This is a genomic window from Flavobacterium branchiarum (assembly GCF_030409845.1).
Lineage (GTDB): Bacteria > Bacteroidota > Bacteroidia > Flavobacteriales > Flavobacteriaceae > Flavobacterium > Flavobacterium branchiarum.
The window spans coordinates 889689-913587 of the sequence record NZ_JAUFQQ010000005.1 but is presented as its reverse complement, the minus strand read 5'-3'; the positions used below and the strand labels follow the sequence as shown (position 1 = coordinate 913587).

The 23899-nt window shown below is 35.5% G+C and carries 29 protein-coding genes; 11 read left to right on the top strand and 18 right to left on the bottom strand.

Translation table 11 applies throughout. The features are described 5' to 3' along the window. The first annotated feature begins 17 nt into the window (after positions 1-17). The 11 genes from traK to QWY99_RS15870 all read left to right on the top strand — a co-directional run bounded on the left by traK (position 18) and on the right by QWY99_RS15870 (position 6457). Positions 18-641 (top strand): conjugative transposon protein TraK, encoded by a 624-nt coding sequence (traK, locus tag QWY99_RS15920; RefSeq protein WP_058699754.1) that lies wholly within the window; start codon positions 18-20, stop codon positions 639-641. An 11-nt stretch (positions 642-652) separates the two neighbouring features. Beyond that, positions 653-1090 carry a hypothetical protein gene (locus tag QWY99_RS15915; protein ID WP_058699753.1) on the top strand — a complete coding sequence of 146 codons (438 nt, stop codon included), beginning with the start codon at positions 653-655 and terminating at the stop codon, positions 1088-1090. A 20-nt stretch (positions 1091-1110) separates the two neighbouring features. Further along, on the top strand, positions 1111-1404 hold the full coding sequence (locus QWY99_RS15910) for a hypothetical protein (protein WP_058699752.1): 294 nt from the start codon (positions 1111-1113) through the stop codon (positions 1402-1404). Next, a complete protein-coding gene (traM, locus tag QWY99_RS15905) occupies positions 1385-2734 on the top strand; it encodes a conjugative transposon protein TraM (protein WP_058699751.1) in 1350 nt (449 codons plus the stop codon). The genes QWY99_RS15910 and traM overlap by 20 nt, the downstream gene beginning before the upstream one ends. A gap of 27 nt (positions 2735-2761) precedes the next feature. After that, complete coding sequence (traN, locus tag QWY99_RS15900; protein ID WP_058699750.1) at positions 2762-3661, top strand: conjugative transposon protein TraN; 900 nt, start codon at positions 2762-2764, stop codon at positions 3659-3661. A gap of 16 nt (positions 3662-3677) precedes the next feature. Next, the gene (locus tag QWY99_RS15895; protein WP_058700047.1) at positions 3678-4238 is read left to right on the top strand and encodes a conjugal transfer protein TraO; all 561 of its coding nucleotides are present in this window, start codon (positions 3678-3680) and stop codon (positions 4236-4238) included. An 11-nt stretch (positions 4239-4249) separates the two neighbouring features. Next, positions 4250-4696 (top strand): DUF3872 domain-containing protein, encoded by a 447-nt coding sequence (locus QWY99_RS15890; protein WP_058699749.1) that lies wholly within the window; start codon positions 4250-4252, stop codon positions 4694-4696. 129 nt (positions 4697-4825) lie between these two features. Continuing rightward, positions 4826-5107 (top strand): molybdenum ABC transporter permease, encoded by a 282-nt coding sequence (locus QWY99_RS15885; RefSeq protein ID WP_221630283.1) that lies wholly within the window; start codon positions 4826-4828, stop codon positions 5105-5107. A 97-nt stretch (positions 5108-5204) separates the two neighbouring features. Beyond that, positions 5205-5513 carry a helix-turn-helix domain-containing protein gene (locus QWY99_RS15880; RefSeq protein ID WP_058699748.1) on the top strand — a complete coding sequence of 103 codons (309 nt, stop codon included), beginning with the start codon at positions 5205-5207 and terminating at the stop codon, positions 5511-5513. Beyond that, complete coding sequence (locus QWY99_RS15875; RefSeq protein ID WP_058699747.1) at positions 5497-5784, top strand: helix-turn-helix domain-containing protein; 288 nt, start codon at positions 5497-5499, stop codon at positions 5782-5784. The genes QWY99_RS15880 and QWY99_RS15875 overlap by 17 nt, the downstream gene beginning before the upstream one ends. A 286-nt stretch (positions 5785-6070) precedes the next feature. Beyond that, entirely contained in the window at positions 6071-6457 is a 387-nt protein-coding gene (locus tag QWY99_RS15870) for a response regulator transcription factor (RefSeq protein WP_058699746.1), read from the top strand. Between the two features lie 24 nt (positions 6458-6481). On the opposite strand, the gene QWY99_RS15865 is transcribed toward QWY99_RS15870, so the two are convergent. The 18 genes from QWY99_RS15865 to QWY99_RS15780 all read right to left on the bottom strand — a co-directional run bounded on the left by QWY99_RS15865 (position 6482) and on the right by QWY99_RS15780 (position 23899). Continuing rightward, entirely contained in the window at positions 6482-7201 is a 720-nt protein-coding gene (locus tag QWY99_RS15865) for a hypothetical protein (RefSeq protein WP_058699745.1), read from the bottom strand. Between the two features lie 15 nt (positions 7202-7216). Continuing rightward, on the bottom strand, positions 7217-8089 hold the full coding sequence (locus QWY99_RS15860; RefSeq protein ID WP_058699744.1) for a hypothetical protein: 873 nt from the start codon (positions 8087-8089) through the stop codon (positions 7217-7219). 14 nt (positions 8090-8103) lie between these two features. Next, positions 8104-9930 carry an ATP-dependent helicase gene (locus QWY99_RS15855; RefSeq protein ID WP_068791507.1) on the bottom strand — a complete coding sequence of 609 codons (1827 nt, stop codon included), beginning with the start codon at positions 9928-9930 and terminating at the stop codon, positions 8104-8106. Continuing rightward, positions 9930-11858 (bottom strand): AAA family ATPase, encoded by a 1929-nt coding sequence (locus tag QWY99_RS15850; protein ID WP_058699743.1) that lies wholly within the window; start codon positions 11856-11858, stop codon positions 9930-9932. The genes QWY99_RS15855 and QWY99_RS15850 overlap by 1 nt, the downstream gene beginning before the upstream one ends. A gap of 252 nt (positions 11859-12110) precedes the next feature. Beyond that, positions 12111-12341, bottom strand: a complete 231-nt coding sequence (locus QWY99_RS15845) for a hypothetical protein (RefSeq protein ID WP_058699742.1) — start codon at positions 12339-12341, stop codon at positions 12111-12113. A 93-nt stretch (positions 12342-12434) separates the two neighbouring features. Beyond that, on the bottom strand, positions 12435-13247 hold the full coding sequence (locus QWY99_RS15840; RefSeq protein WP_058699741.1) for a hypothetical protein: 813 nt from the start codon (positions 13245-13247) through the stop codon (positions 12435-12437). A gap of 300 nt (positions 13248-13547) precedes the next feature. After that, positions 13548-14378, bottom strand: coding sequence for a competence protein CoiA (locus QWY99_RS15835; RefSeq protein ID WP_058699740.1), 831 nt, complete (start codon positions 14376-14378; stop codon positions 13548-13550). A gap of 206 nt (positions 14379-14584) precedes the next feature. Further along, the gene (locus QWY99_RS15830; RefSeq protein ID WP_058699739.1) at positions 14585-15139 is read right to left on the bottom strand and encodes an HD domain-containing protein; all 555 of its coding nucleotides are present in this window, start codon (positions 15137-15139) and stop codon (positions 14585-14587) included. A gap of 519 nt (positions 15140-15658) precedes the next feature. Beyond that, positions 15659-16468, bottom strand: coding sequence for a PRTRC system ThiF family protein (locus QWY99_RS15825; protein WP_058699738.1), 810 nt, complete (start codon positions 16466-16468; stop codon positions 15659-15661). Next, positions 16465-17178 carry a PRTRC system protein B gene (locus tag QWY99_RS15820; protein WP_058699737.1) on the bottom strand — a complete coding sequence of 238 codons (714 nt, stop codon included), beginning with the start codon at positions 17176-17178 and terminating at the stop codon, positions 16465-16467. The genes QWY99_RS15825 and QWY99_RS15820 overlap by 4 nt, the downstream gene beginning before the upstream one ends. A 10-nt stretch (positions 17179-17188) precedes the next feature. Beyond that, positions 17189-18343 carry a hypothetical protein gene (locus QWY99_RS15815; protein ID WP_058699736.1) on the bottom strand — a complete coding sequence of 385 codons (1155 nt, stop codon included), beginning with the start codon at positions 18341-18343 and terminating at the stop codon, positions 17189-17191. Positions 18344-18360: 17 nt separating this feature from the next. Beyond that, a complete protein-coding gene (locus QWY99_RS15810; RefSeq protein WP_058700045.1) occupies positions 18361-18579 on the bottom strand; it encodes a PRTRC system protein C in 219 nt (72 codons plus the stop codon). A 26-nt stretch (positions 18580-18605) separates the two neighbouring features. Beyond that, positions 18606-19208 carry a PRTRC system protein E gene (locus QWY99_RS15805; RefSeq protein ID WP_058699735.1) on the bottom strand — a complete coding sequence of 201 codons (603 nt, stop codon included), beginning with the start codon at positions 19206-19208 and terminating at the stop codon, positions 18606-18608. Positions 19209-19212: 4 nt separating this feature from the next. Continuing rightward, positions 19213-19416 (bottom strand): hypothetical protein, encoded by a 204-nt coding sequence (locus tag QWY99_RS15800; protein ID WP_058699734.1) that lies wholly within the window; start codon positions 19414-19416, stop codon positions 19213-19215. A 52-nt stretch (positions 19417-19468) separates the two neighbouring features. Further along, positions 19469-20542 (bottom strand): DUF932 domain-containing protein, encoded by a 1074-nt coding sequence (locus QWY99_RS15795; RefSeq protein ID WP_058699733.1) that lies wholly within the window; start codon positions 20540-20542, stop codon positions 19469-19471. A gap of 45 nt (positions 20543-20587) precedes the next feature. Beyond that, positions 20588-20977: a single-stranded DNA-binding protein gene (locus tag QWY99_RS15790; protein WP_058699732.1), complete on the bottom strand. Its 390-nt coding sequence runs from the start codon at positions 20975-20977 to the stop codon at positions 20588-20590. A gap of 655 nt (positions 20978-21632) precedes the next feature. Further along, positions 21633-22508 (bottom strand): DUF4238 domain-containing protein, encoded by an 876-nt coding sequence (locus QWY99_RS15785; RefSeq protein WP_058699731.1) that lies wholly within the window; start codon positions 22506-22508, stop codon positions 21633-21635. 2 nt (positions 22509-22510) lie between these two features. Further along, positions 22511-23899 carry a hypothetical protein gene (locus tag QWY99_RS15780; protein WP_058699730.1) on the bottom strand — a complete coding sequence of 463 codons (1389 nt, stop codon included), beginning with the start codon at positions 23897-23899 and terminating at the stop codon, positions 22511-22513.

Sequence of the window (23899 nt, the reverse complement as noted above, 5' to 3'; positions counted from 1 at the left end):
AATTTAAATCATTTGAAATGGAATTTAAAACATTAAGAAATATCGAAAACAGCTTTAAGCAGATAAGGCTGTATGCTATTGTCTTTGCGGTACTCTGCATTGGAGTTGTAGGATATGCCGTTTGGCAGTCCTACCGCTTTGCGGAGGAGCAACGACAAAAAGTCTATGTGTTGGATAACGGCAAATCACTCATGTTGGCACTCTCTCAGGACGCTTCTATAAACCGTCCGGTTGAAGCTCGTGAGCATATCCGTCGTTTTCACGAATTGTTCTTCACGCTCGCACCTGAAAAGAATGCTATTGAAAGCAATATGAAAAGAGCATTTAATCTTGCCGACAAATCGGCATTTGATTATTACAAGGATTTGTCCGAAAAAGGATATTACAACCGTATCATATCCGGTAACGTACAACAACGTACTGAAGTGGACAGCGTAATCTGCAACTTTGATACCTATCCGTATGCTGTTAAAACTTATGCAAAACAGTTCATTATCAGGTCAAGCAATGTGACAAGGCGTAACCTGGTTACATCCTGCTACTTGGTTAACTCCGTTCGCTCTGACAATAACCCACAAGGCTTTACAATAGAAAAATTTGCGGTGTTAGAAAACAAGGATATTGAAGTTATAGAACGCTGAAGATTAAGCACATGAAACACTTACTTGATTTAGACACGTTCGTGAAAACCCTTATTGATAAAGGATACTCTGGTTTTTTTCATACTGAAAGTTCTTATGCAGGCAAATTAAAGGATAGCATCAGTGAATTTTTGGAGGCTTGGGGCAAAGGCAAAGAAGCACCATTAGTAGCAAGCCATTTGCATCTATCTACATATCTCGAATGGAATGGTGAAAACAAGCCAAAGATTGAATGTGATATGTGGGTAAAATACGAGAATGGGAAATTTGATTTACAGGAAACGGAAATGTATGTAAGAAGAATAGATCCTTATGGACAACTATTGAAGCAATCTAAGCTAACCAACTTTACAACAAGCTCGTTTCCCATGATAAAAGAAGCCATTTCCCAGGTGACTGAAAAACCTAAAGAACATATCTCTTCCTGCAAAAGAGGGTTCAGAATGTAATAACCTCAAATAATTAAAGTATGAAAAAACTAAGGGAAAGATTGGATAATTGGTTTAACAAACTTGATGAACGTTGGCGGTCGTTGCCTGTAAAGAGACAACATAAATATACGCTGCTTTTTTTTATGGGCTATCTGCTTTTAACGGTTATCGTCATCGCAAAAGTTTGGTTCGACACCTCTAAGCCTAATCCCACTATAGAGATCAGACATATCGAAAATCCAGTTATACAGAAAAAGAAATCCGAGACGGGAGGATTGGATTCATTGTCAAACATTTTAAAAGAAAAGTTTTATGAAAGAAAATGGAAATAAAAAATTGGGAGTTCGGGTTACGGAAGGTACCCCGAATGAAAACCCTGATGTATTGCAGGACAATGCACAGAATAAGACTGAAAAGTTGAAGAAACCAATCATATTTGGTTTGATGGGAATCGTGTTTGTTGGCTGTATGTGGCTCATATTTAAACCATCAGAAGATAAAAACAAGATAGAGGATATTGGTTTAAACGATGCTGTACCACAGGCTACGGATGCAGGTTTACAGTCGGACAAACAGAAAGCTTATGAGCTGGAAATGTTGGAGCAGAAAAATCAGGAAAAGCGTAATGGGTTGACCACATTAGCTGATTATTGGAATACAGATTCAGCAAACTCCATGGAACCAGATCTTTCTGAAGAGGCACAGGGAAATACGGGTTTATTCAGTGGTAATCAACGTAGAGGAAGTAATCCTGCACTAAATAGTTATCAAAATGCTCAAAGCGTTCTCGGTTCGTTCTATAATGAACCCAACTATGAAACACAGGAACTTCGCAAACAATTAGACGAACTGAAACAGCAATTAGCAGAAAAAGACGTGGTGGCACCCGATCCGGTCGAAACCCAATTGGCACTTATGGAAAAGTCCTACCAGATGGCTGCGAAGTATCTACCGACCAATACTCCCTCTCAGCCTACAACTGTCGTTCCCGGTTCTGAACTTCCGACAACAATACCTGCATCATCATCTACTACTCAAAAAGAACATTTTGTAGCATTTACACCTGTCAAAAAAAGTGCTGTGTCAGCATTGTACAGAGAGCCAACAGATAGTGCATTTCTGGCAAATTGGAGTGAAACCCGAAATCGAGGATTTTACACCGCAGGTGTTTCAGAGCAGGTAATACAGCCAAAAAACAGTATTCGTGCTGTAGTACAGGAAACACAGGTAGTAACCGGAGAAACTGGTGTTCGTGTTCGCATATTAGAAGATGCGAAAACTCCGAACCGTACCATTCCAAAAGGAACGGTGTTAACGGCTACTGCAAAATTCCTAAATGGAAGATTGCAATTAAAGGTGACTTCAGTAGAACTGGAAGGAAACATTATCCCTGTAGATATCACCATATACGATATTGATGGTCAACAGGGACTATATGTACCTTATTCTCCTGAAATGAATGCCCTGACGGAAATAGCAGCTAACATGAGCCAGACTTCAGGTACGAGTATTATGATGACACGTTCGGCAGGTCAGCAGGTAGCAGGCGATTTGAGTCGTGGTGTGGTACAAGGAGTTTCCGGTTATTTCTCTAAGAAAGTCAGGACGCCTAAAGTAACGTTGAAGGCTGGACATCAGGTGTTTCTTGTGTCTAAAAGCTAATAAATCAAAAAATATAAAGATTAAAATATGAAAACGATAATTAAAAGTATGCTGATGTTAACCTGTTTGGTTGGACTGATCGGCAAAAGCCAGGCACAAAATGCCAATAACACATCCAAATTAGCAATGGGTAAAGTAGAACCTTATCAAATGGAAGTAACCTATACTAAAACCTCGCATTTGATATTTCCAGCGGCTATTCGTTACGTGGATTTGGGAAGCGAGTATCTGATAGCGGGTAAAGCAGAAGATGCCGAAAATGTATTGCGTATAAAGGCTACCGTACGTGATTTTGAAGAAGAAACGAATTTTTCGGTGATTACCGAAGACGGCCGTTTCTACAACTTCAATGTCTTTTATAGTTCATACCCATCGTCATTAAATTATGACTTGTTGACCATGCAGAAACAACTTAGCCGGGAAAATGAAAATGATGTATTATTTGAAGAGTTGGGTAAGAACTCTCCATCATTGGCGGGGTTGCTGTTGGAAACTATTTACAATAAGGACAAGAGGATCATCAAACATATCGGGTCAAAAAGCTACGGCATACAGTTTTTGTTGAAAGGGGTTTATATCCATAATGGTAAGTTTTATTTCCATACTGAACTACGAAATAAGAGTAATGTTCCGTTTCAGATTGATTTTGTGAATTTCAAAATTGTGGATAAGAAGATTGCAAAACGTACCGTAATACAAGAAAAACCAATGAAGCCACTACGCATATACAAGCCTCTTGACGAAATTATTGGTAATACTACGGAGCAAAACGTATTCCTATTGGATCAGTTTACAATTACGGATGATAAAGTGCTATTGATTGAGATTTTCGAGAAAAACGGAGGCAGACATCAGGTTTTGCAAATAGAAAATTCCGATCTGGTAAATGCAAGACTTATCAATACGATGCATCTCAAAATTAACTAATCAAAAAAATAAGGCAATGAAATATTATATATATACAGTGATATTGATACTTATCGGTATCACATCGGCAAACGCACAGCGGATGGTACCCAAACAAAAAGCACTTGAAGTAAGTGCTGGAATATTATCAGATGATAAAATTGGAAATGACTACTATATAAATCTGGCAATGACAGTAAACGGTAAAAACGGAAATTACTGGCTATGGGCACTGGAATATAACCATGAATATTCTAATTACAAAGAGCTTGAAATACCTGTTGAGACCTATATGGCCGAAGGAGGATACAGTCTTCGGCTGTTGGGAAACTTCCGAAAAAGTATCAACCTAAACGCAACACTCAACGGAGTTATTGGCTACGAAACATTTAACCGTGGAAAGGAAATGCTTTTTGATGGAGCCGAAATACTGAACGAAGAAAGTTTTGTCTATGGAGCCGGAGGACGTTTGTCTTTGGAAACCTATTTGTCCGATCGCTTTGTATTACTGATACAAGGTCGTACTAAAGTGCTTTGGAATACATCAAGGGACCAGTTCCGACCATCAGCGGGAATTGGATTAAGGTTTAACTTTTAAAACATAAAACTATGATAGTAATTTTCAATAAATTCAGAATAGGATTGTTTCCACTTCATATTTTGCTGGCAATCCTGATAGGATCAATAACTTTGAGCTCCTGCGATAAAGAAGAGCTGGAAATACAACAAGATTATCCATTTGACGTAAATGTAATGCCAGTTCCTTCTGAAGTAGCGAATGGTCAAACTGTGGAAATCCGTGTTACAATACAGCGTACAGGAAATTACAGAAATAACGCTTACTACATTCGGTATTTTCAGTTTGACGGACAGGGGGCACTTCGTTACTACAATGAACCGCCTTATATGCCTAATGATTTGTACCAATTACCACAAACGCAGTTTCGGTTGTATTATACTTCAGCCTCGACGGTATCCCAATCTTTCGATATATGGATATCTGACAGCTTTGGAAACGAAAAACAGATAAGTTTTCAGTTTAATAGTAGTGATTAAAGGGTTTGTTAACTATTCAATTTACAACGACTTACCTTTCGGTAGGTCGTTTTTTATTTACTGTTAATTTGTATATGGTTTCATCAATATTTGCTAAATTTATCTTCATGATATTGAAATAGATTGATTATGGAAACATTGGTTTTAGGTATAATAGCATTGGTCTTTGGGCTTGGTCTTCGTTACTGGATCAATCGTCGCAAATTTTATAGAAGAAGCTCTACAGGAGCAGAGGGATTCTCAAGTTATGAAAAGTCTGTTGTAATTTCTTTTATTGAACGTATAGGAAAACTAGCAAGCATCGTACTTATCATATTCGGCATTTTATTTCTGTTTACATACTACGGGTCAAAAAAAGATAAAGATAAATCTGAAAGATTAAAATCTAATACTTCTATACAACAGCGATAAGCCAAAATCTACCTCTCATAGCCAAACAAACCTTCCAAAAGTATAAGAGTAATTATCCTTATTAAATTCACTGTTCACAGCAAAATGAAGAACAGTTATGGAAGTAATCGCGATACAAAAATCGGCTTTTAAAAGTCTAACTCAAGAGTTAGATGATATGCTTGAACTTACTCAGACGGTAAGTCAGGCATATGCATCCATTTTCAAAGAAGAAAAGTGGCTGGATAATCAGGAAGTATGTTTGATGCTAAATATCACTAAAAGGTCATTGCAAACTTATAAGGATAAAGGTTTATTACCTTATTCCAAACTCAACAGAAAGAACTATTTCAAGCTGTCAGATGTAAAGGCTTTGCTGGAATTTAATAAAAGCATTAAAGAGGAAAGACATGGAACTACTGACTGATGATGCTATGGAACTGGCATCCCACAGAAAAAAACTGGAAGAGCTTAGGGAAAATATAGAGTTGATACTGCAAAATTTCCGGCCAGTAATGAACGGTGAAATATACCTGTCAGGACAGGACGTGTGTAAGTTACTGCATATAAGTAAACGCACTTTACAACAGTACCGGGACGATAAAATTTTGCCCTTCGTTCAGATTGGGGGCAAAATCATTTTTAAGCAATCGGATATTGCGAACGTATTGGAACAAAACTATGTGATGAATAAATAATAATCTGTAAGCTGAATAAGCATTTTGATAGTTGTATAACATTGTGAACATTATTATCTTTGCTTAGTAAAATATAAAAATCTTAAAGTGTTTTTGCTTTAAGTCTTGGTACTGAAAACTGGTAATTTTTAAGACGACAAGACAATAAGTAGGAACGCTCACGCTATAGGTGTGGGCGCTCGCTTATTCGTTGTCGGGTATACCAGTGCCTCAGTATCGATAAGTTGTAGTGGCCTGCACTTTCTTTTTTTTGCAGTACTCTACTTAATCGAATAAATAATTTGATATGGATACTGACACAAAACAAGACAAAGTTTCGATTGCATTTATCAATGACAAAAGTCCGATAATAGATAAAATATGTACTGATTTATTAAGTGCAAAATTTGAAATTTTATTCCAAACTGAAAACATTGAAAACGCAATATCTGAATTAGAAGTGATCAAAAAATTACCAGAGATCTGTATTATTGATCTTGATTTTTATGATAAGAGTATATTAAAGCAACTTCAAAAATTAAGAAACCTTTATCCAACTATTCAACTGATCGCACATAGTGATATTGATGATGAAAAAATCGCAAAAGATATAATTGATATTGGTTTTTTAAGCTATTTCTTACTTGGTACTGATATAGATGATTTAAAAAAGGCTCTTATTGATTCTGTGTAGACGGTAAAAATGTTTTCAATTCCTTTAAATTAATCGAAAATCTTGGGAACTATCATAATAAAACATCTCAATTTCAGTAGGTTGCACATTAATAGATTGGTAACCGTCCTGATCTAATCTACATGCTTTTGGATTACATAGTGCATGGAATGTAGATACAGCTATTTTGCCCCATGGATATTCATAGAATGTATTTATCTTATTTGGGTTTAGTGTGCATTTAAGAATCATGGGAATTCCTAAATTATTTATTTTAGCAGAAATAGAATCCATCTCGAAAATTGGCATATAAATTTGTTCTCCTCCAAAATTCACCAGCAATGGTTCTGCACCGCCATTGTAAAGAGCAGAAGTTGTGAAATTAAAGAATAAATAATTATCTCTTGACTCTTTTTGTCTATAATCAAAGTGCTTGTTCCAAGCTTGTAGTACAGTTTCCAGTTCATTACTTGAAAGTAAGTTGCCGTGATTATTGATAAAGCATTGTCTTATCTCCTCGCCGGTTCTACACCTAAGCCCCTGTTCAATAATATGCTCTGGAATTGCTCTCGTGTAATGAAAACCATAAATACTCGCTTTAAGGCAAACTTCATTGATTTCCTTTACCAGCTGATTGATCTCTTTACCTTCTAAGATATGCTCCAAGAACTCGTTGTCTAAAAAGGTTTTTTTATGTTTTTCAAGCTTATCTATATAAATCTTAGGAATGCCTATTAGATTATTGAGATTTATATTTTTTTTCATAAACGGAACTTATTATTAAAACGTCAACCAGTTCAATTTCCATAAAAAAGAAAATAATTCTACCTGCAAATAGTCTTTAGTTTCTCGATAGTTTTCAACATCATATTGGTAGATGAAATCATCAAGTAATTCATTTTCATATGCAAATTGTGTTGCGAGAAAACTACCAGATTGAATTTCGGCCACATTCCTAACAGCACGTGACAATTTACTCAGATTAGACAAAGCTCCTTCAGAAACAAATTGTCCCTTCTGTATTCTCATATCTTCAATTTGTGATAAAAGATCCTCCTGATCAAAGCTTTCATACTCAGGATTTGCTACACCTTTTATACCACCTCTGTCAAAGTACCATTTTTTATGACCTCTAAGTAAGGATACTTTTGGAAATGTAGAATTTGCTACAATAGTCTGCCCAGAAGTATGATTGTAAAGATCTTGCTGTTTGTGGAATACTGGAGCTGCATATATAACTAAGGCATCCGTACCAAGTTCCTTCTCTAACAATTCTAGAGCAGTCTGTTGGTGAGGTGTAATTTCAAAATACCAGTGTGCTCCTTTAATGTGCGGTTTAAGACCTTTTTTTGATCTCGATGAATAATCGGAACGCTTTGCTTGTATGAAGAGATTTAGATTGAAATCAGGTAATATTTTTTTAGGTTTTGATGTATTCCAAATATATCTAAACTTTCTTCTGTGAAGTGATAAACCACCTAGGGGAGAGCTAAATCCATGTAAGTTCCATAAATAATCGTTAATACATAGCGAGGCTCTATCAATGCCTACTATTTTTTCAAAGACCTGTCCTGGTTCCCATAATAGATTACTACCTTTTTCAAGCTGGTTGAATAATGGGCCTCTAAATTCGCCCTCTTCAAATTCTGTCATATATTGTATGTAGATTATAACTGATTTAACTCTTCTTCTTTTATTATCCTGATTTCGTTGCCGAACTTCTGTTTGAGTTCATTATCTGTTACTGAATGTGGGAAAGCCATTGCTAATAGATGTCTTGGTCGAGATAATGCCACATATATTAATCTTTTGGTTTCATCAGGAAAGCCATTGTCAATATTTGATATGTTATCAAATGTGATATTATCTTTATGTTTCCTTTCGTTGAAAAAAACAAGAATAGAATCCAAAGTTTGTCCCTTTACTTGGTGTATCGTAGTGATGGGGATATTGAACGTAGAAAAAGATTTTTTAAAATGTTGGCTTACAGTTTCAGCAAGCGTAGATTTTTCTAAATATTTCGATTTTCGACTCCGTAGATTAAAATCTACTTCATGGCTAAGGCCTAATTTACTTTTTAAAAACTGCTGAGTAGCAGCTGTCCAATCTTGAATTGTTTTACTAAAAGCTGGTAATTCATCTAAAATAGTAATCATCAATGAATTAAAGTAAGGATCTATACTTTTTTCTTTCTCAATCTCTTTCAATAAATGATAATCAGCCTCATCAGAATGCATTAGGGGTATACAAATGGTTCTGATTTCTTTTATTGCATTTTTAATATCACCACTTGTGTAAAGATTTTTAGCATATATAATTTGTTTTGGCAAGTCTATACCCCAAGGTCTCTGTTCTGTTTTTGCTCCTAACAATGCGTCTTTCAACGAATTTCCTCGAACAACAATACAGCTACTGATGTATTTTTTCATTGAACAAGAGTCATCATAATGTTTAATAATTAATTGATGATTCACGTTTGAATATTTATAAATTACAATCGAATCCGTTATATTTTCACAATCTACGCTATTGATTTTTAAATCATCTGATCGACGAACTTTTGAAAATATATCAATTATACTTTGAGGTGATCGTCGGTTATCAGTTAAGTCGTAAGAGTTCCATGTTGCGTCATTTTCGTACTTTCTTAAAAATTCAGAAGGCTTTGCATCTCGCCACTCATATAAGCTTTGGTAAGGATCTCCTATCAGTTCAATATTGTTAAGGCCTTGCTTCACTAATTCTTCAAATATGGCATGCTGCATTAGTGAATTGTCCTGAGCCTCGTCTATAATAATAAAAGGAAATCTTAAACTAAGCCATCTGCAAATTTTAGGATTATTTTTCAGTAGGTGAAGGGCTATAAATGCTGAATCTCCAGTTGAAATTAATCCTTTTCGAAATTGAGCATTCTTGATGAGTTTACAGTAGTTGTCAAAATTAACTTTTTCAACTTTATCAGATGATGGTTGATTTCCATTAATAGAAAAAGATCCATTTGGCTCAATTCTAATTTCACTGGGAGGATATAGATGATAAATACTTCGATTATTCTTTGCCTTGTATTCTGGATTATTAAGTGGTCTTAGTAAGCCTTCAAGTGTTTTGCCATTTTTAACATAAGTGGTCTTCCACATATCATCTAAGATCGTTGTGTGGTCGAGTATTTTTGGTCTATTAAAGTCTCGATTAAGTAGGTTATAAAATGGAAGAGTAATATACTTATTTATAAAACTATCAATAGTTGATACATGATTAGGGAATTGAAGTGATTTACCCGCCAGTTTCCTATAGGCTTCATTGATTTCATCTTTAGCAGAGTTAGTAAATGATAAACAAGCTACTCCCGAATGCCCTCCAACTTCTTTTAAATTCTCTAAATTTAATATCTTCTTTGCGATAGTAGTTGTTTTTCCGCTTCCAGGACAGGCATTTAAAATAACTTTTCCTCTAGCTTGTAAGTAAGCCAGTCTTTCTTCATTTTCATAATACATTACAATCCATTTTTTAAATGAGTTAACGCGTTCAATATATATACCGGAACTATAAATGAGGCTTTTGCCTCTTCCAAATTATCAATTAAATGAATTGAGAAATCCTGTGCAAATTCAGCTTTGTCAGGGAACGTTTTCCATAAGAGAATCGCAACTTTTCTTTTTTCCTGTTCAGACATCAAATCTGCTGGAAACGTTGACATGTATGTGACTATATTGCTGATTTTATCACTTACTATCATGTCAAGATACTTCACTAAAAAGTTGTCCTTAAAAGCACTTCTGTCATTGTTTACGTTATGCGATGCTATTTCATATTCCAAAGTTTTAAATGACTCAAAAATCTTTATATTTTCAGCCTTGTTTTTAACAGAGTTTAAATTCCTAATTCTTGATACAGCGTTACCTTTTTGGATACAATCATCTAAAAGATCTAGCACGGTGGTATCATTTATCAAATTCTTAAAGCTATAATCAGATTTTTTTGAGTCAGTAAACCTGTCATCGTCTGTAATGATGGAAATAGGCTTGTTTATTCGTTTCAGTACATCTGAGTGATTAAAAAGGTAAAGGAAGGGATAAAATGAAGTTCCTTTTACGTTTACAATTTCCGTCCGGTAATCTTCAAGTTTATAGTCCTCTAAAAGAGTAAATGCTGATATCAAAAGTTCCTCTGATATTCCCTCAATGAATAAAATGGATTTTGCGAATAGAAGCTGAGATTTGGTTACGTCAATGTACCTCTGAAGTTTCTTCATTCTATTCTCAAAATCTGTATCCAACAATTCTTTGCTTTTAGTAGTATCTTCAATTATTTTTTCAGATTCTCTATTTTGAAATTGTTTATCCAGTTTTGTTGCTTTACCACAATCTAATAAAATAAGATTTTTAAGGGGTACTTTTGAAGTCAACGTTGGTGAATGGGTAGTTATAAATAGCTGGCTGTTTTCAGTCGCATTTGCATTATTTAAAAAGTTATAAAGGCTTAGCTGTAATTGTGGGTGAAGGTGAGATTCGGGTTCTTCGATTAGAAGTGCAAAATGAGGTAGGCCATTATCCTTAATCTGTTCTTTTATATCACCTAGAACAACTGCTATATAGATTAGATTGTTCAATCCTAAACTATTTTGCCATAAATGAAACCCCTCATCCATCAAAGTAGCTCTATTATGTGGAAGATAAGGTTTGATTGCATTAACTATATATTCTGTTTTTGCTTCCTCAATTCTGACGCCGATTTTATTGTCAATAACTCTCTTAAAAATACTTTCGAGATTCGTGTTAACACCATCTCGCGTATTTTTAACTTCATCACGTTCTAACAGCTGAGAATTTGCATCTTTTATTATCTGTTCTATTTGCAATTCCGACTTTTCTCTCTTTACAAATCGTCTTATAACTTTGCCCAAAATATTATTTCTAGTACTCAACAGATCCTTGGTACTATCCCTTAAAGCTCCTAAATAATAATGCTGAAAAAGTTCGAAGGTTTTATAGTCTGCTTTTTGACCATCAATATTTCCGGTATTATAAGTGAAATATGGATATTTTCCGTCTTTTTCTTCATAAGAGATGGATATTTTAGCATAATCTTCCTCAATATTATTGGGATCAATTACCATATATTCATAAAACCCTCCTTTTTGAGCGGTAGATAATCCTTTAAAAATATAAGTAATGGTTATTAGGGTAGATTTATTAAGTGTTTTATGACCATCATTGTCGATTGCTTTTTGATGGAAATCATCGGATGAAACTGATAACTCCCTTATAGGTTCTCCAATATTGTATAGTAAACGTATGGCATCAATAACAGCTGATTTACCGCATCCATTTTCACCAATAATAATATTTAGTTTTGGATCAAATTCGGTTTCAATTACCTCAATTCCTTTGTAGTTTTCAATCTTTATATAAGCTAAATGCATTTTTTACGTTAATTTGGTTTAATCTAATAAAAGATCGACAAGCTATTAACGCATCAATTTAACTGAAACATAGATAGCATTTTAATGCCTTAGGCTAATTTAAAAAAAAACAATAAGGAATAATGCATTAAGTAGAAAAATTGAACAAGATTTTAAATTCCCACAGTAGATTACTGAATTTACTTCTTTCCACATCTGGACTAGCACCGATGTATTCTTGGGATATGCTCTTATTATCTCTGTAATATATTCTTAATAATTAGTTGGATGAGAAAAATGTTGAAGTGTTAATGTTTCTGTACTATTACATATCTCACAATTATTTTTAATGAATTCAATTCTTCTTTCTCTCCAATCTTTAGAATGCCACAATCGCTGTCCACCTTTGAAATCAATCCAGTATTGTGATTTTGCAATTTCTAATGTGATTTCATTATTTTCCAACTTGTCTTTTAATTGGATAATTTCGTTATATGTCAGCATGATATTTTGGATTTATTACTCGACGAATATAACTAATACTAAAGCCCGTACTGTGAGAATTGGTGGTTAAAAAAGCACTGTTATCTGTATTACTTACGCAAAATTAAATAACACTAACTCAACCAATATTTTCTTATTTGGATCATCCGGATTTTTAAACGAGAAAGTGAAATTTGTTTGTGCTCTTTGATTAACCAAACCTTCACACAGTTCATGTGCTAATATTGCGTTTCTCGATTTTTCTATTACATCGGTAAAATTCTTAGTATCACGATTGAAAATTACCAAAGCAACTTTTTCATCTCTCCAATTCACATAATTTGATAGTAACTGATTTAACCCATCAATTAGGTACTTTTCACCTTTCCATAATTTACACTCTGCAATAAAAAGATTATTCCCATTATTGTCGAACATTAAAATATCTGTTTTTCCGTTTCTATTAAAAACTTCACCTTTAGCAGAATGATTCTTTGAAATAGAGTTTAAGAAAGGAATAAAGTAATCTCTGTATCTTTCTTCATCAAAACGAACATTAAGAGATTTGAAACCTTCTAAATTTTTACCGAGAATATTCATATAATCAATAACTTGGTAAAATGCTTTTTCACTGACGCCAGTAACGGTTTGGTCAACGAATTGCGGATCAACAGGAGAACCATTAAAATAGTTTTCAAGTGTTAGAGCGACTTCATCTTGTGTTTCTTCTATTTCGTATAATTTTGATGGATATATTGTTAAGTCAATATTACCACTTTTTTGCTTCGTAACATTTGACTTATGTACTGAGGCTAATTGTTGTAAATGATTAGCAATATTTTCAGGATCAATTCCATCTTTTAGAAATACTTTTAAATATTTCTTTCCAAAAGTTTCTCTAATTTCAAATGTATAATTTTTGGGCATATCGTTAAAAATAGTATTGAAGGGAACTAGCCATAGCCTTGCAAAAGAGTGAACTTTATAAGATCGAACGTTCAATTTTGCACTTGCGTTAGCAGAACCATTTTTCGTTTTTGCTAAAATACAAAAAAGAGGAACCGAAAATGGTTTTTACGGATAAAAATCATGAATCATGATTCATGAATCTTGAATTAAAAAAAGAAAAACAAAAAGCAAGTGGTTTTTTCGAAATAGGGAGCCGAATCGTTTAAATTGCTCTTAACTTTGCTCTTTTGCCAAATTGCATGTTAGTAGCTGGAATGCTTATAATCTTCGTCTACGCTTTCTATATCCAATAATTGGAATTCCTCTCCATGAATATATTCCTCTATTTGATGAGTACAATGTTTGTCGATTTTCTCTTTCTTTTATTTGGTCTTGCTTTCTAAATTCATTTATGAATTCCTGAACTCTCAAAGTCCATTCACCATTTGTGGTTGTATTCAAAAAAGCTTTACGTGAGATTTCTGCAACTTTTGCATGTCTACCAACCTGTGGAAATAAACAGTAAAGATTATTTCGTAAATCTTCTGTATCATCTATTGAACTGTTTCCTCGAAAATCAAAGATTACAGGTACAGAACTTTTAAGCCAAGCTTCTGGAAAACAAAACTCTGGAAAACAAACCTCAAAAATCCCCGACTTTTCAGTTTGATGCACTTCACTAATTCCGTCTCTTTTCCATTCCTTTAAAAAACGAGGATAATCTCTTTTTAGTCGCGTGCCATCCACTATCCAAACCATGTTTTTATAAAACTGTTCTCGTGCAGTTCGCTCTTGAGGATTAATGTTCGAATGTTGAAACTCTATTACGAGGCTATGAGCGGTACGAACATCAGCAATATGTTTTTCTTTTGTTCCATTATCAAACAAAGATATTTCTTGCCAATCGGATGGATAATTGTTTTTCCAAGTTCGGTGCCACTCTGTTTCTGGTTCCCACCAATTGTCACAATCCGTTTTGCTTTTATGTGCCCAATGCCATATTTTTCGTGTACCACATTTTGCAATAACTGGCTTCGAACAACAACAACACAATCCGTTAAGTTTCGGTTGAGCTTCTGTCCGATTATTATCTATTAAAGCAAAGCGCATTTTTTATAGTCAGCTATCAATACATTGTTTTCACTTGCAAATTTACTCAAATAAAAATATCCTTAGGAATCGTTAAGGTAAAAACCAATAATAGCCAAGCGACTTTCTTTTGCTTCTTTTCTTTGGTCGCAGATGTGGAAAGAAAAAAAGTATTTACAAGGCAAAAGAAAATTTGATTTGCATCTTTATCAAACAAAATATAGTAATTATAATTTATTTAATACTTGCAGTCGGTGTATTAAATGCTCAAATAATTCTTTTGTAATGTCAAACTTTGACACATGTGGCAAATATTTATTTCTTATTAAGACTTCTGTAAATCCATCATTATTAGATTTAGTATCATCATTAATATTTCTAATACAGGCGTCTAAACAGTCAACAGCTTTAGCAAATTCAGCTTCTCGTGTGGCTCTTTTTTCATATTCACTGACAATTTTTTCAAATCTTAATTTATTAGGAATAAGTGTTTTGATTTTTTCTAATGCTTGTTCTTCTTTTTGATGTTTGAGTTTCATTTCCTCTGGATTATTGAATTTGGCATCTCCTGCATAAACTTCAACAATATCATGGTAAATTAAATACTCAATAACTTTTAATCTGTTTAATGGTTCTTCAACATAATCGATTAGAATATCCGCAATCAGCAAACAACTCCAAGAGTGTTCTGCTGTACTTTCTTTTCTTCCCTTTACATTGGTACCACGTTCAACATATTTTAACTTTTCTAATTCGGTTAATGCTATAATCAATTTTTCCATTCAATGTAAATTATCTATTAAATATCCTTTTATTACAAAAATATAAATTAAAGTTGCCTAACAGACACTGCTTAAACTAAACTGTAAAAATAACAAAAGGGATATTGTCGTCCATTTTTCTAACGGTTCAGATTGGTACGGTCACTGTTAAGATTATGCTTAACTCTAAAGCGAACGCAATGAGCATTCTTTATAGCCAGTTATTCATACATTGTATTTACTAGCAAATTTACTCAAATAAAAATATCACTAGGAATCGTTAAGGTAAAAACCAATAATAACCAAGCGGCGTTCTTTTGCTTCTTTTCTTTGGTCGCAGATGTGGAAAGAAAAGAAGTTCGCTAAAACAACGAAAGGGATACTGGAATATCCCTTCAAAAACAGATCGCAACCTGTTTGATAAAATGTGAAGTGAGGACGGTGCGTAGCCTTACATTTTGGCAAAGGGGTTGTACCGCTTAAATGCAAAAAGACTGCCCCGACCATCGGAGGGAGTGTCTTTTTGCGGCCCGATTTTGGCTATCGGGCGACTGGAATAGGCTGTGACCTAAAATCTTTCAGATTGAGAAAAAAACCTCTGTATTCGGTCAATCCATTACGAAATAAACCCCATAACAAAGAACTACCCATTTGAGCCAATGACGAATTGATATATAAATCCTGTTTTTCCAATGCTTCAGCTAAACTGCAACTTGGTGTATCGTCTTGCTGTTCGGACTGCTTTAACAAAGCACCAAATTCATCTGTAACCATTGGCAGATTAGCTACCGTTTCATATATATCGGAATTGGGTTGTTTTATATCTCCAATAGTTGATAACAATACTTGTCCTGTATATTGGCTGTTACCATAATCCAACCAGTATTTTGGTTTATGATGATAATATTTTCCGTTATCCAGTGCTTTTAATATTTCAGCAATACCAAATCTTGCCTTTACACTATCTACACAGGTAATAAAGATAGTAGCCTGTGCGTTTTCGGGAAGTTTGCCCAAACTGTCCTTTTCAAACTTCTGCGTTTCGGCTTTCCAATTTGTACCTGAAAAGCGGTTGGCTCGGTTGATTAGAGCAGCAGATTTATACAATCCTACTTCGCATTCTGCAAAACGCTGTCTGCCCAAATTAGCTTCCGTAATAACATCATCATCCCAAAGGCGAACGGACAATCCTGCGTGACCTAACGCAATCAAACTATGGTTCATTTCCATTAAGGCGGTCAAAACCTTTGAGCCTGTACCACCTGCACCGATAAGGTTTACCGATATAGGATTGGTTGCATTTATTAAACTATTGTCCGTAAAATGGACTTTTATTTTTTCGGTATTCATCGCAATATGTCTTTTAAGGTTAGATTACTTTTTGTCAATACTTCCATTGGAAAAGCTTCGCCTGTGGCAATTAAATTTTCCCAAAGGCTTACGCAATTTCCTTTTATCGGGTTATGACCGTGCATTAAATGACTGAAATAACTGTTAAAGAAAAAGCCTTCCCATTTGTTTGTAAATTCTTCCAATGAAGCGGTTTTCTTTATGCGTACATCTACTGTACCCATACATACATTGCCGTCCTCGTACACATTAAAAAAAGGAGCGTTGTAAAGCTTTGTTTTTATCGTAGGTCTTCTGCCATTTATTAAAGCGAAAACGGCTAAACCGCTTCGGTTCGCTACCCACAGCATAGGCGGTACATTGGCTTTGCCTTTGGGTATTCCCAGACTTTCAATAAAATACATTTCCCTTTGTGTGGCTTTGGTAAACCAAACCACTTTGTTTCCTGTCGGCTCAAAGTATAAAACCTGATTGCTCAATACTCCCTGCGGTTTCAATAGCGGTTCTTTTTCCTCTTTGGCGGTCTTCAAAGCCTTTGCCAATTGGTTCGCTTCTTTTACGGTCAAAGGGTGTGCATTAATGGGCATACCGTTTTTATCCATATCAAAATGCTCTACATAAGTATCGTTACCCTTTCCAGTAGTCTGATAAAATACCAATGCTGATTTTGGATAGTACAGCATTCCGAAATCCTGTGTTATATCGTTCATAGTTTTGTTTTTAAAAATTATTTAAAATGTAGGTCAGTTCGTTTATCATCGGTAACAAACGGTTTTCAAACTCCAATGTATTGGCGGTTATATCGCTTCCGTCAAACCGTTTGATAATAATCGGTTCTTCCATCTGTCCGTATTCCTGTAATTCGTTATTTACAGATTCTACTACATTATCCATTAGCCACCCTGTACCATCTGCACAGAAGGAAACATATTTCTCCATAGATATAATGTTTTCCATATCTTCTTCGTTGGCTTCGCCATTTGGTCGGGCATTGCGGAAGACGGTTGCATTGGGGTACTGCTCATAAATTGCATAGGCTTCCTGTGCTACTTTATAGCAATCAGCATCAATCTTATCTTTTGGTTTAAAGCGGTTTAAACGGTCTTTAAAGAGCCTTAAATTGGCTTCGTTATATATCTTCTGTTCCATACGGTCGCCAATCCATTCCGCTTGTGCAAATTCACTAAGATAGGTTTCTGTGTCTTCTCCATAATCGTCCTCTGTTACCCAATCTTTATGCATCTCATACATCCAGTACAGATAACTGCTTTCCTGTCTGTAATAGGGAATGTCGGCAATGTGGTACAGATAACTACAAACCGATATAAGCAGTTGAGCGGTATGTTTTCGCTTTGGGTCTTTCAACCAACGAAATAAGGGTACTACAGGAATATAATACAGCGTTGCACCTGTATTATATCTTTCCTCACTTGTAAAAAACACTTTCTTACTATCCTGTATCAGTTTGATTTCTTCCCAATCGCTTACTTTAAGTTTTAACTGTTCTTCTATATCTTTTAAAGCCAATGCGATATTGTACGGATATCCTAAAGCCTGCGTTGGTTTCGGAATGATACCGTAATGCTCTGCTAATTGAGAAAGGGAACGATAAAAATCCCTTTCCATTTTGATATTATCCCTGCAAGCCTGTACAGTTTCCGTTTCTTCCAGTCTTGGGAGAAACGAAGTTCTTAGAAAACCATTGGCAACATAGTTACTGGTACAGACTTTTGTTTGTCCTTTTGGATTTCGTTTGCGTCTTTCGGTCGTTGCATCCAGTTTGCGAACTCGCTCAACTGACGATGTAATTGCTTTTGCTTGGGTTCTTGGGGCATTTGGAATGTTCCCGATACGGTATGTCGTTGCATAAGTCATTGTTTTACTGTTTTGGTTTAACCTTTTGTTCCCATAGCACTTTCAAAGCGGTACTGTACGGTATCGTCTTTGATTTGTGGTGCTGATACTTTTGCGGTGGTCAGAATGGGGTATGTATTGGAATAAAAATTCATTACTGCCTGTACACTCCATTGCGGTTCGGGGTCGTTCAGTTTAATTTCCTGCCCCTTGTTATTTAATATGAAAACTCGTTGTAATTGCGTTGCTAATAACATAACATTTAATTTTTTGGTTAACACTTTTATTCTTCTTCACCTGCTTCATCAATGGGGTAATCCTCTGTAACTACAGTCGATTGTATCGGTTCGGGTGTTGTTTCTTCTGTTGCACCGAAAAGGCTCGGTGTGGCAAATTTGTCCGATAGTGAAGTTTTGCGTTTGCGTATGGCATCGGCATAGTCGGGAAAATCGGCAGGGTTCGGCACTTTCATCCACGCTTCACGGAATTTGCCCTCTTTTTCCAATTCGTCAGCCTTTGCCATAGCTTCTTTATACTTCTTGTCCCTGGCTTCTTTTTCTTTCTTCTCCTTATCGGCTTTTTCCTTTTCCATTGCCGATTGCTTTTTGACTTCCTCCATTTGTTTTAGAAACTTTTCCATATCTACCATCATGCCCGAAACGGTTTGTACTGGTGCGGTTATCTGCTCAAAAAATCCCTCGTCAAACTCCTGTGCGGTAGCATTGAATGTAAGGGGTGGAATAAGGTTTTTGGCGTTATCTCCGCACTCATCATTGTTAAGCATAACCGATACTATTAGCTTGGTTTCTGTTCCCTTTGAAATGTTCAGTTGCAATACTCCTGTAAAGTCCAACTGCTGTATCTGATTGAAAAAATTTGTATTCATCGTTCTAATTTTTTTGTTTGTCCTCTAATCGTTTTTTCTTTGCTGTCAGTTTATTGTACATATCTGTCCAATAAGCGTTCTGTCTTTTGTCGAACTCGGAGAAACTTTCGTCCTCGTGTCTGTAACCAGTGTACCGTTTGCTAATCTTTATGGCTTCATCAAGGTCAGTGACTTCGATAGAGCATCCGTTCAAATCCGTTACTTTCATGTTTAATAATATAAGGCTACCACCGTTTGCAAGGCGGTAGCCTGTGGTGTAATTAATTAAGTTGAAAAACCTCTTCACCGACTTTCTGAAAAGAGGTACACAGTTCAAATGCTTTCTGTGATTTGAGTTGAGCAGTACCGCCCATTACAATACTCTGTAACTTGGCTTCGTTGTCTTTGTAGCTTCTTACGTTCTGATAGTAGCCTGTTACTGCATTATATGCCCCGAACAATGTGCCTTTGGTGGTGTCCATTTGTTGGGTATCGCTTACCATTGCATAAGCAAAAGCATCTTCAACCACGTTTTTGAATACGGTGGAAACTTCATCTTCCGCACCTTTTTTCAGTAATTCCAATGTTTCCTTATTCGGACAAAGTGCCAGTTGGATTAGCTTTTTAACCTCTTGGTCTGATACTTTGACTTTCGTCCACTCATTGAAAATACCCTCTAACTGGTCGCTAAACTGGTTAGCCAATCCCATAACTTTATGAGCATTGTCCAAACGTTGTTTTGCTCCTGCGGTGTGCTTGATGCGTACCACATTGCTCATATTACGCAAAGAAGCGTTTAAGGTATTTTGGCAAACGATACGGATAGGTGTAAAAGCGGCTGTAATACTTCCGCTACCGTCGTGCGAAGTTGTTAGGAAGATGTATTTTTCTGTCACATCATCGCCATTGCCCACACGGATATAACTCGGCAATTTGGCTGTAATAAAAATGCGTTCCCCATTACCTAAAGCTCCTGCGGTTTCGTATAAAATACCGTCTGTACCGCCTACAATACTGTCAAAGAATGAAAAAGCATCCCTGTTTTGTACGATATGGTAGTCTTTACCCACCACACCCAATACGGCATTGTTATCGGTGCGTATGTTGGCGAAATAGTTATGTACTTCCAGTTCGCTACTGCCTATCTCTATGCCGTTAGTGGTTTCGATAATACCCGAACCTTTGGTAAAGAGTGGAGATTTTACCACTTCATAATCTAACCCTGCGTGTCTGATAGCCTGCTCGCTTGTCGGATAATCCTGTACGATTTGCCCCAAACCGTGCCACGCTTTTTCCTTTACACTAAAGAATGAGTAACGTCCTGTCTTGCTGTTGAAATTGATATTATGTGCCATGATATTGAAATTTTAAAAGTTTGAAAAATGAATATTTGATTGTTGTTAAAATGGTAGGTCGTCTTTGGTCTGCTCCGCTGTAACCTTACCTTTGTTATTATTAGTAGCCTGTACGGTTTCTGTTTTCCTGCTACCTCCGTGCAGTTTGATTTGTGAGGTATGAAAATTCAGTCCTGCTTTTGGCTCTCCGTCATTTCCTGTCCACGCTCTTGTACTTACTCTGCCTGTTAGTTCTACCAGTGTGCCTTTTGTGAGTAGTCTGGCTACGTTGGGAGTTATCCAGTACGAGCAGTCGAAATAGGTGGTTTGCTCTATGCGTTCGCCCTGCTTGTTTTTGTAGCTGTCGTTTGTTGCTACTGAAAAGTTTACTACTTGTTTGTCCTGTGACGTTGTGCGTACTTCCGCATCCCTTGTCAATCTTCCTGTGATGTTCATGATTTTCGATTTTTACGTTGTTAAATTCCTGTTTGATTTTTTTTGATTTGATTTATTCGGCAATGAGAGGAGGTGCTTGTTTTCGTTTCACTTTTTCCATTTCCAATGCTGATATTTTTCATTTCTGACATTTTTTTTATTCGTGTAAAGAGCCGGAGTATGCTTTGTTTCGTTTCACGAGCATAAAAGGTTAGTGTTTAGCAGCAGCAAGGTTTTGTCAAAAAAATACGACCCGTATGGGTGGAGATTATTTTGCAAACCCGGAGGGCATGATCTTGCTGTTGCGTTAAGAACACTGAAATACCTTTGCTCTTGAAATGGGACAAAAACAGCATACCGGTTCTTGGATAAAAAATAATGTGGAAGCCATTGGAAAAGGCATTGAGCAAATGGCTGATTAGATTAGAATACAGGCATCACCTGCACGAATTTTAAACTGTTTTCTTAAAACTCGTGGCTCCTAAGAGTCACTTAAAAGAGAGATGGAAAAACAATGTTTTGGAAGTAGACAGGCATTTTGGAATTTGTCTTTTTCAAGAATATCCAGTGAAGCTCTTTTATGGTAGGATATGGGGAGGGTAAATGTGCTTTACGGATTTGTAGAGGAAAAAAAACCGAGGTTTATCGACCTCGGCTCAGTTATAATAGGTAATGTTTACACAAACTTGAAAATGTGTTCATGAATAAGATTTGTTTGCCCTACACTATGTAAATTTTGGTACGCATAAATAATAGCAGCAAGATGGTCTTTATTACAGCAGACGACATACTTTTTTGCCTGATGAAACATTGCTAAATCTTTATTTACATAAAAAGCTATACTGTTGACCTTCTTGTTACCCGAGTCACTGCAAATGAAAGTTTCTTTATTACCTAGAGGTAAAATGAAGTTCCCAAAATCTTCTATATCGGAACGTTTGCTTTCAATAATTGGTGAATCTCCTAGGATAGATGTAATTATCTCATTTGAATCAATATAGCTGTTCTGATGTAATTTTGATAATTTATCTTCTGCTATTTCATAATTATTATAGAATGGTAAGAACGGAAAGATTAGTCGTTTTGTACGGTTGAAAATTTCAGAATTGAGTAGATGCTCGATAGCCTCCGTATTTTGAGAGCCATCATCATTTATGGCCTTTATCGAGATCGGTAATTTATCGTATGTATACTGTCTATCTTTATCATAGAACAGTTCATCATTAACGGGTAATCGCCATTTTAATGAAGAAACCATTACAAGTAAAGAAGTAAGCCCTTCTTCAGTGATATTTTTAGTCGCAATTATTTCTGTCAGATCACGGGAAAATTTTTCGTCAAGTTCAGCATACAACTTTTCAAGATTATCGTTTGCTGTTCCGCCAAAATCAAGGATATTCCTATTCATCTCAAAGAATATAGATTTGGGGCTTCTCTTTTCCTTTGCAAAGGTTTTTTTTTCTTTATCATACAGATAAAGCATATTGTCCGAATCAGCAAATTTCTTGATAAGGAACTGCGGAATATAATGATGACGTCTTGAAATACCCATATCTAACTATTCTTTTGTTTAAGGTCATCCAACTCTTTAAGATATGGGCCATATAGGTTCAATTCGTTAAGAGCAAGCCTGAATACTATACCGTTAATAGGGGGTGGAGTAAATTTTTCAAGATTGTCGCACTCAGGATCGCCGTCAGGGAAGCTATATTTTGCTTTCTGGTGTGCAGGTCTTGATGCGATTCGGTTTGTCCTTATACTTTCAAAAATTTCATAGGTAGCCAATATCAATACGGTAGCTTCACCGAAAGTGGTCAATTTATCAATATAAAAAAACTGCTTGTCTTTTAGTATAACAGGAGGTGTAAAAAGGTTTATTATTCTTGAAAGTTCAAGAAGAAACTTTTGTTTGTAACTAATAGTATCCTTACCGTTGGCAAAGAAGGGTCTAACAAAATAAAAGAAGTCATTTTCTTTTAGTTTTTGTGCCATATAAAATTTATCGTAATAATATTTCAATGCCTGTGAGATATGTATACGTCCTTGTTCGTATGTTAGATCGGCAAAGTCCTTAATGTTTTTAAGAACATCATTGTACTGAGGTACTTCTAAAAAATTAGTAAGCAAATATATTTCGGGATTCTCCTGAAATTGTTCATAGCCACCATCTTTTAATTTTTCAAGTATATCAATTAAAATCACTGGCGGGTTTGATGAGTTCAAGGCAAAGTATGCAATAAGAATTTTCTCAAATGCCGGGGCCCTTTTAATCCCGTAAAACGAAAGCAATTCATCAAAGAAACCATAAGGATAAAAGGGTCTTCGACTAAGCATACTTGGGTTAATATCCGATAAATTGTTCTCATACATATACTCGTCAATTGTAGAACTCAGAAACTCATCAATAGCACCAAATGTTAAGTAAAAGCTATTAATATTAATAAGTTCTGTTGTATATATCTTAATCAGAATCCTCGCTCCACTATACTTAACACCATTTACAACGACTTCCATTGGTTTTTCGGTTCGTTCTATCGATGCTATACCAAATTTTTTACTAGGCGTTTTATCAGTTTCTTCGACCACATTATAGTCAATATCATCCTCATTCAATATGGCTGTTATCTCGTTCCAATAATCTACCATATTCTTACAGCTTTCAAAGGTGTTACTGTTTATTGGATAAGCGTTAAGCCCTTCTTTTGACGTCAAGATGGTTGATGCTCGGAACCTATCACAAAAATTAAGGTTAAATTGACGTATTCCAGAGAATGTAGCAATGTTGGTAAGGTAGTGGTAGTATTCATGAATGAATATAGATTGCTCTTGACCGATTTGTAGGTCAGTTATAAAAGTGGTTAAGTTATCAATATCAAATCCATCTAGGCAGATATAAAATCTGTCAGGGTAGTATTTTATTTTAGTCAAGTCAATTTCTGCCAT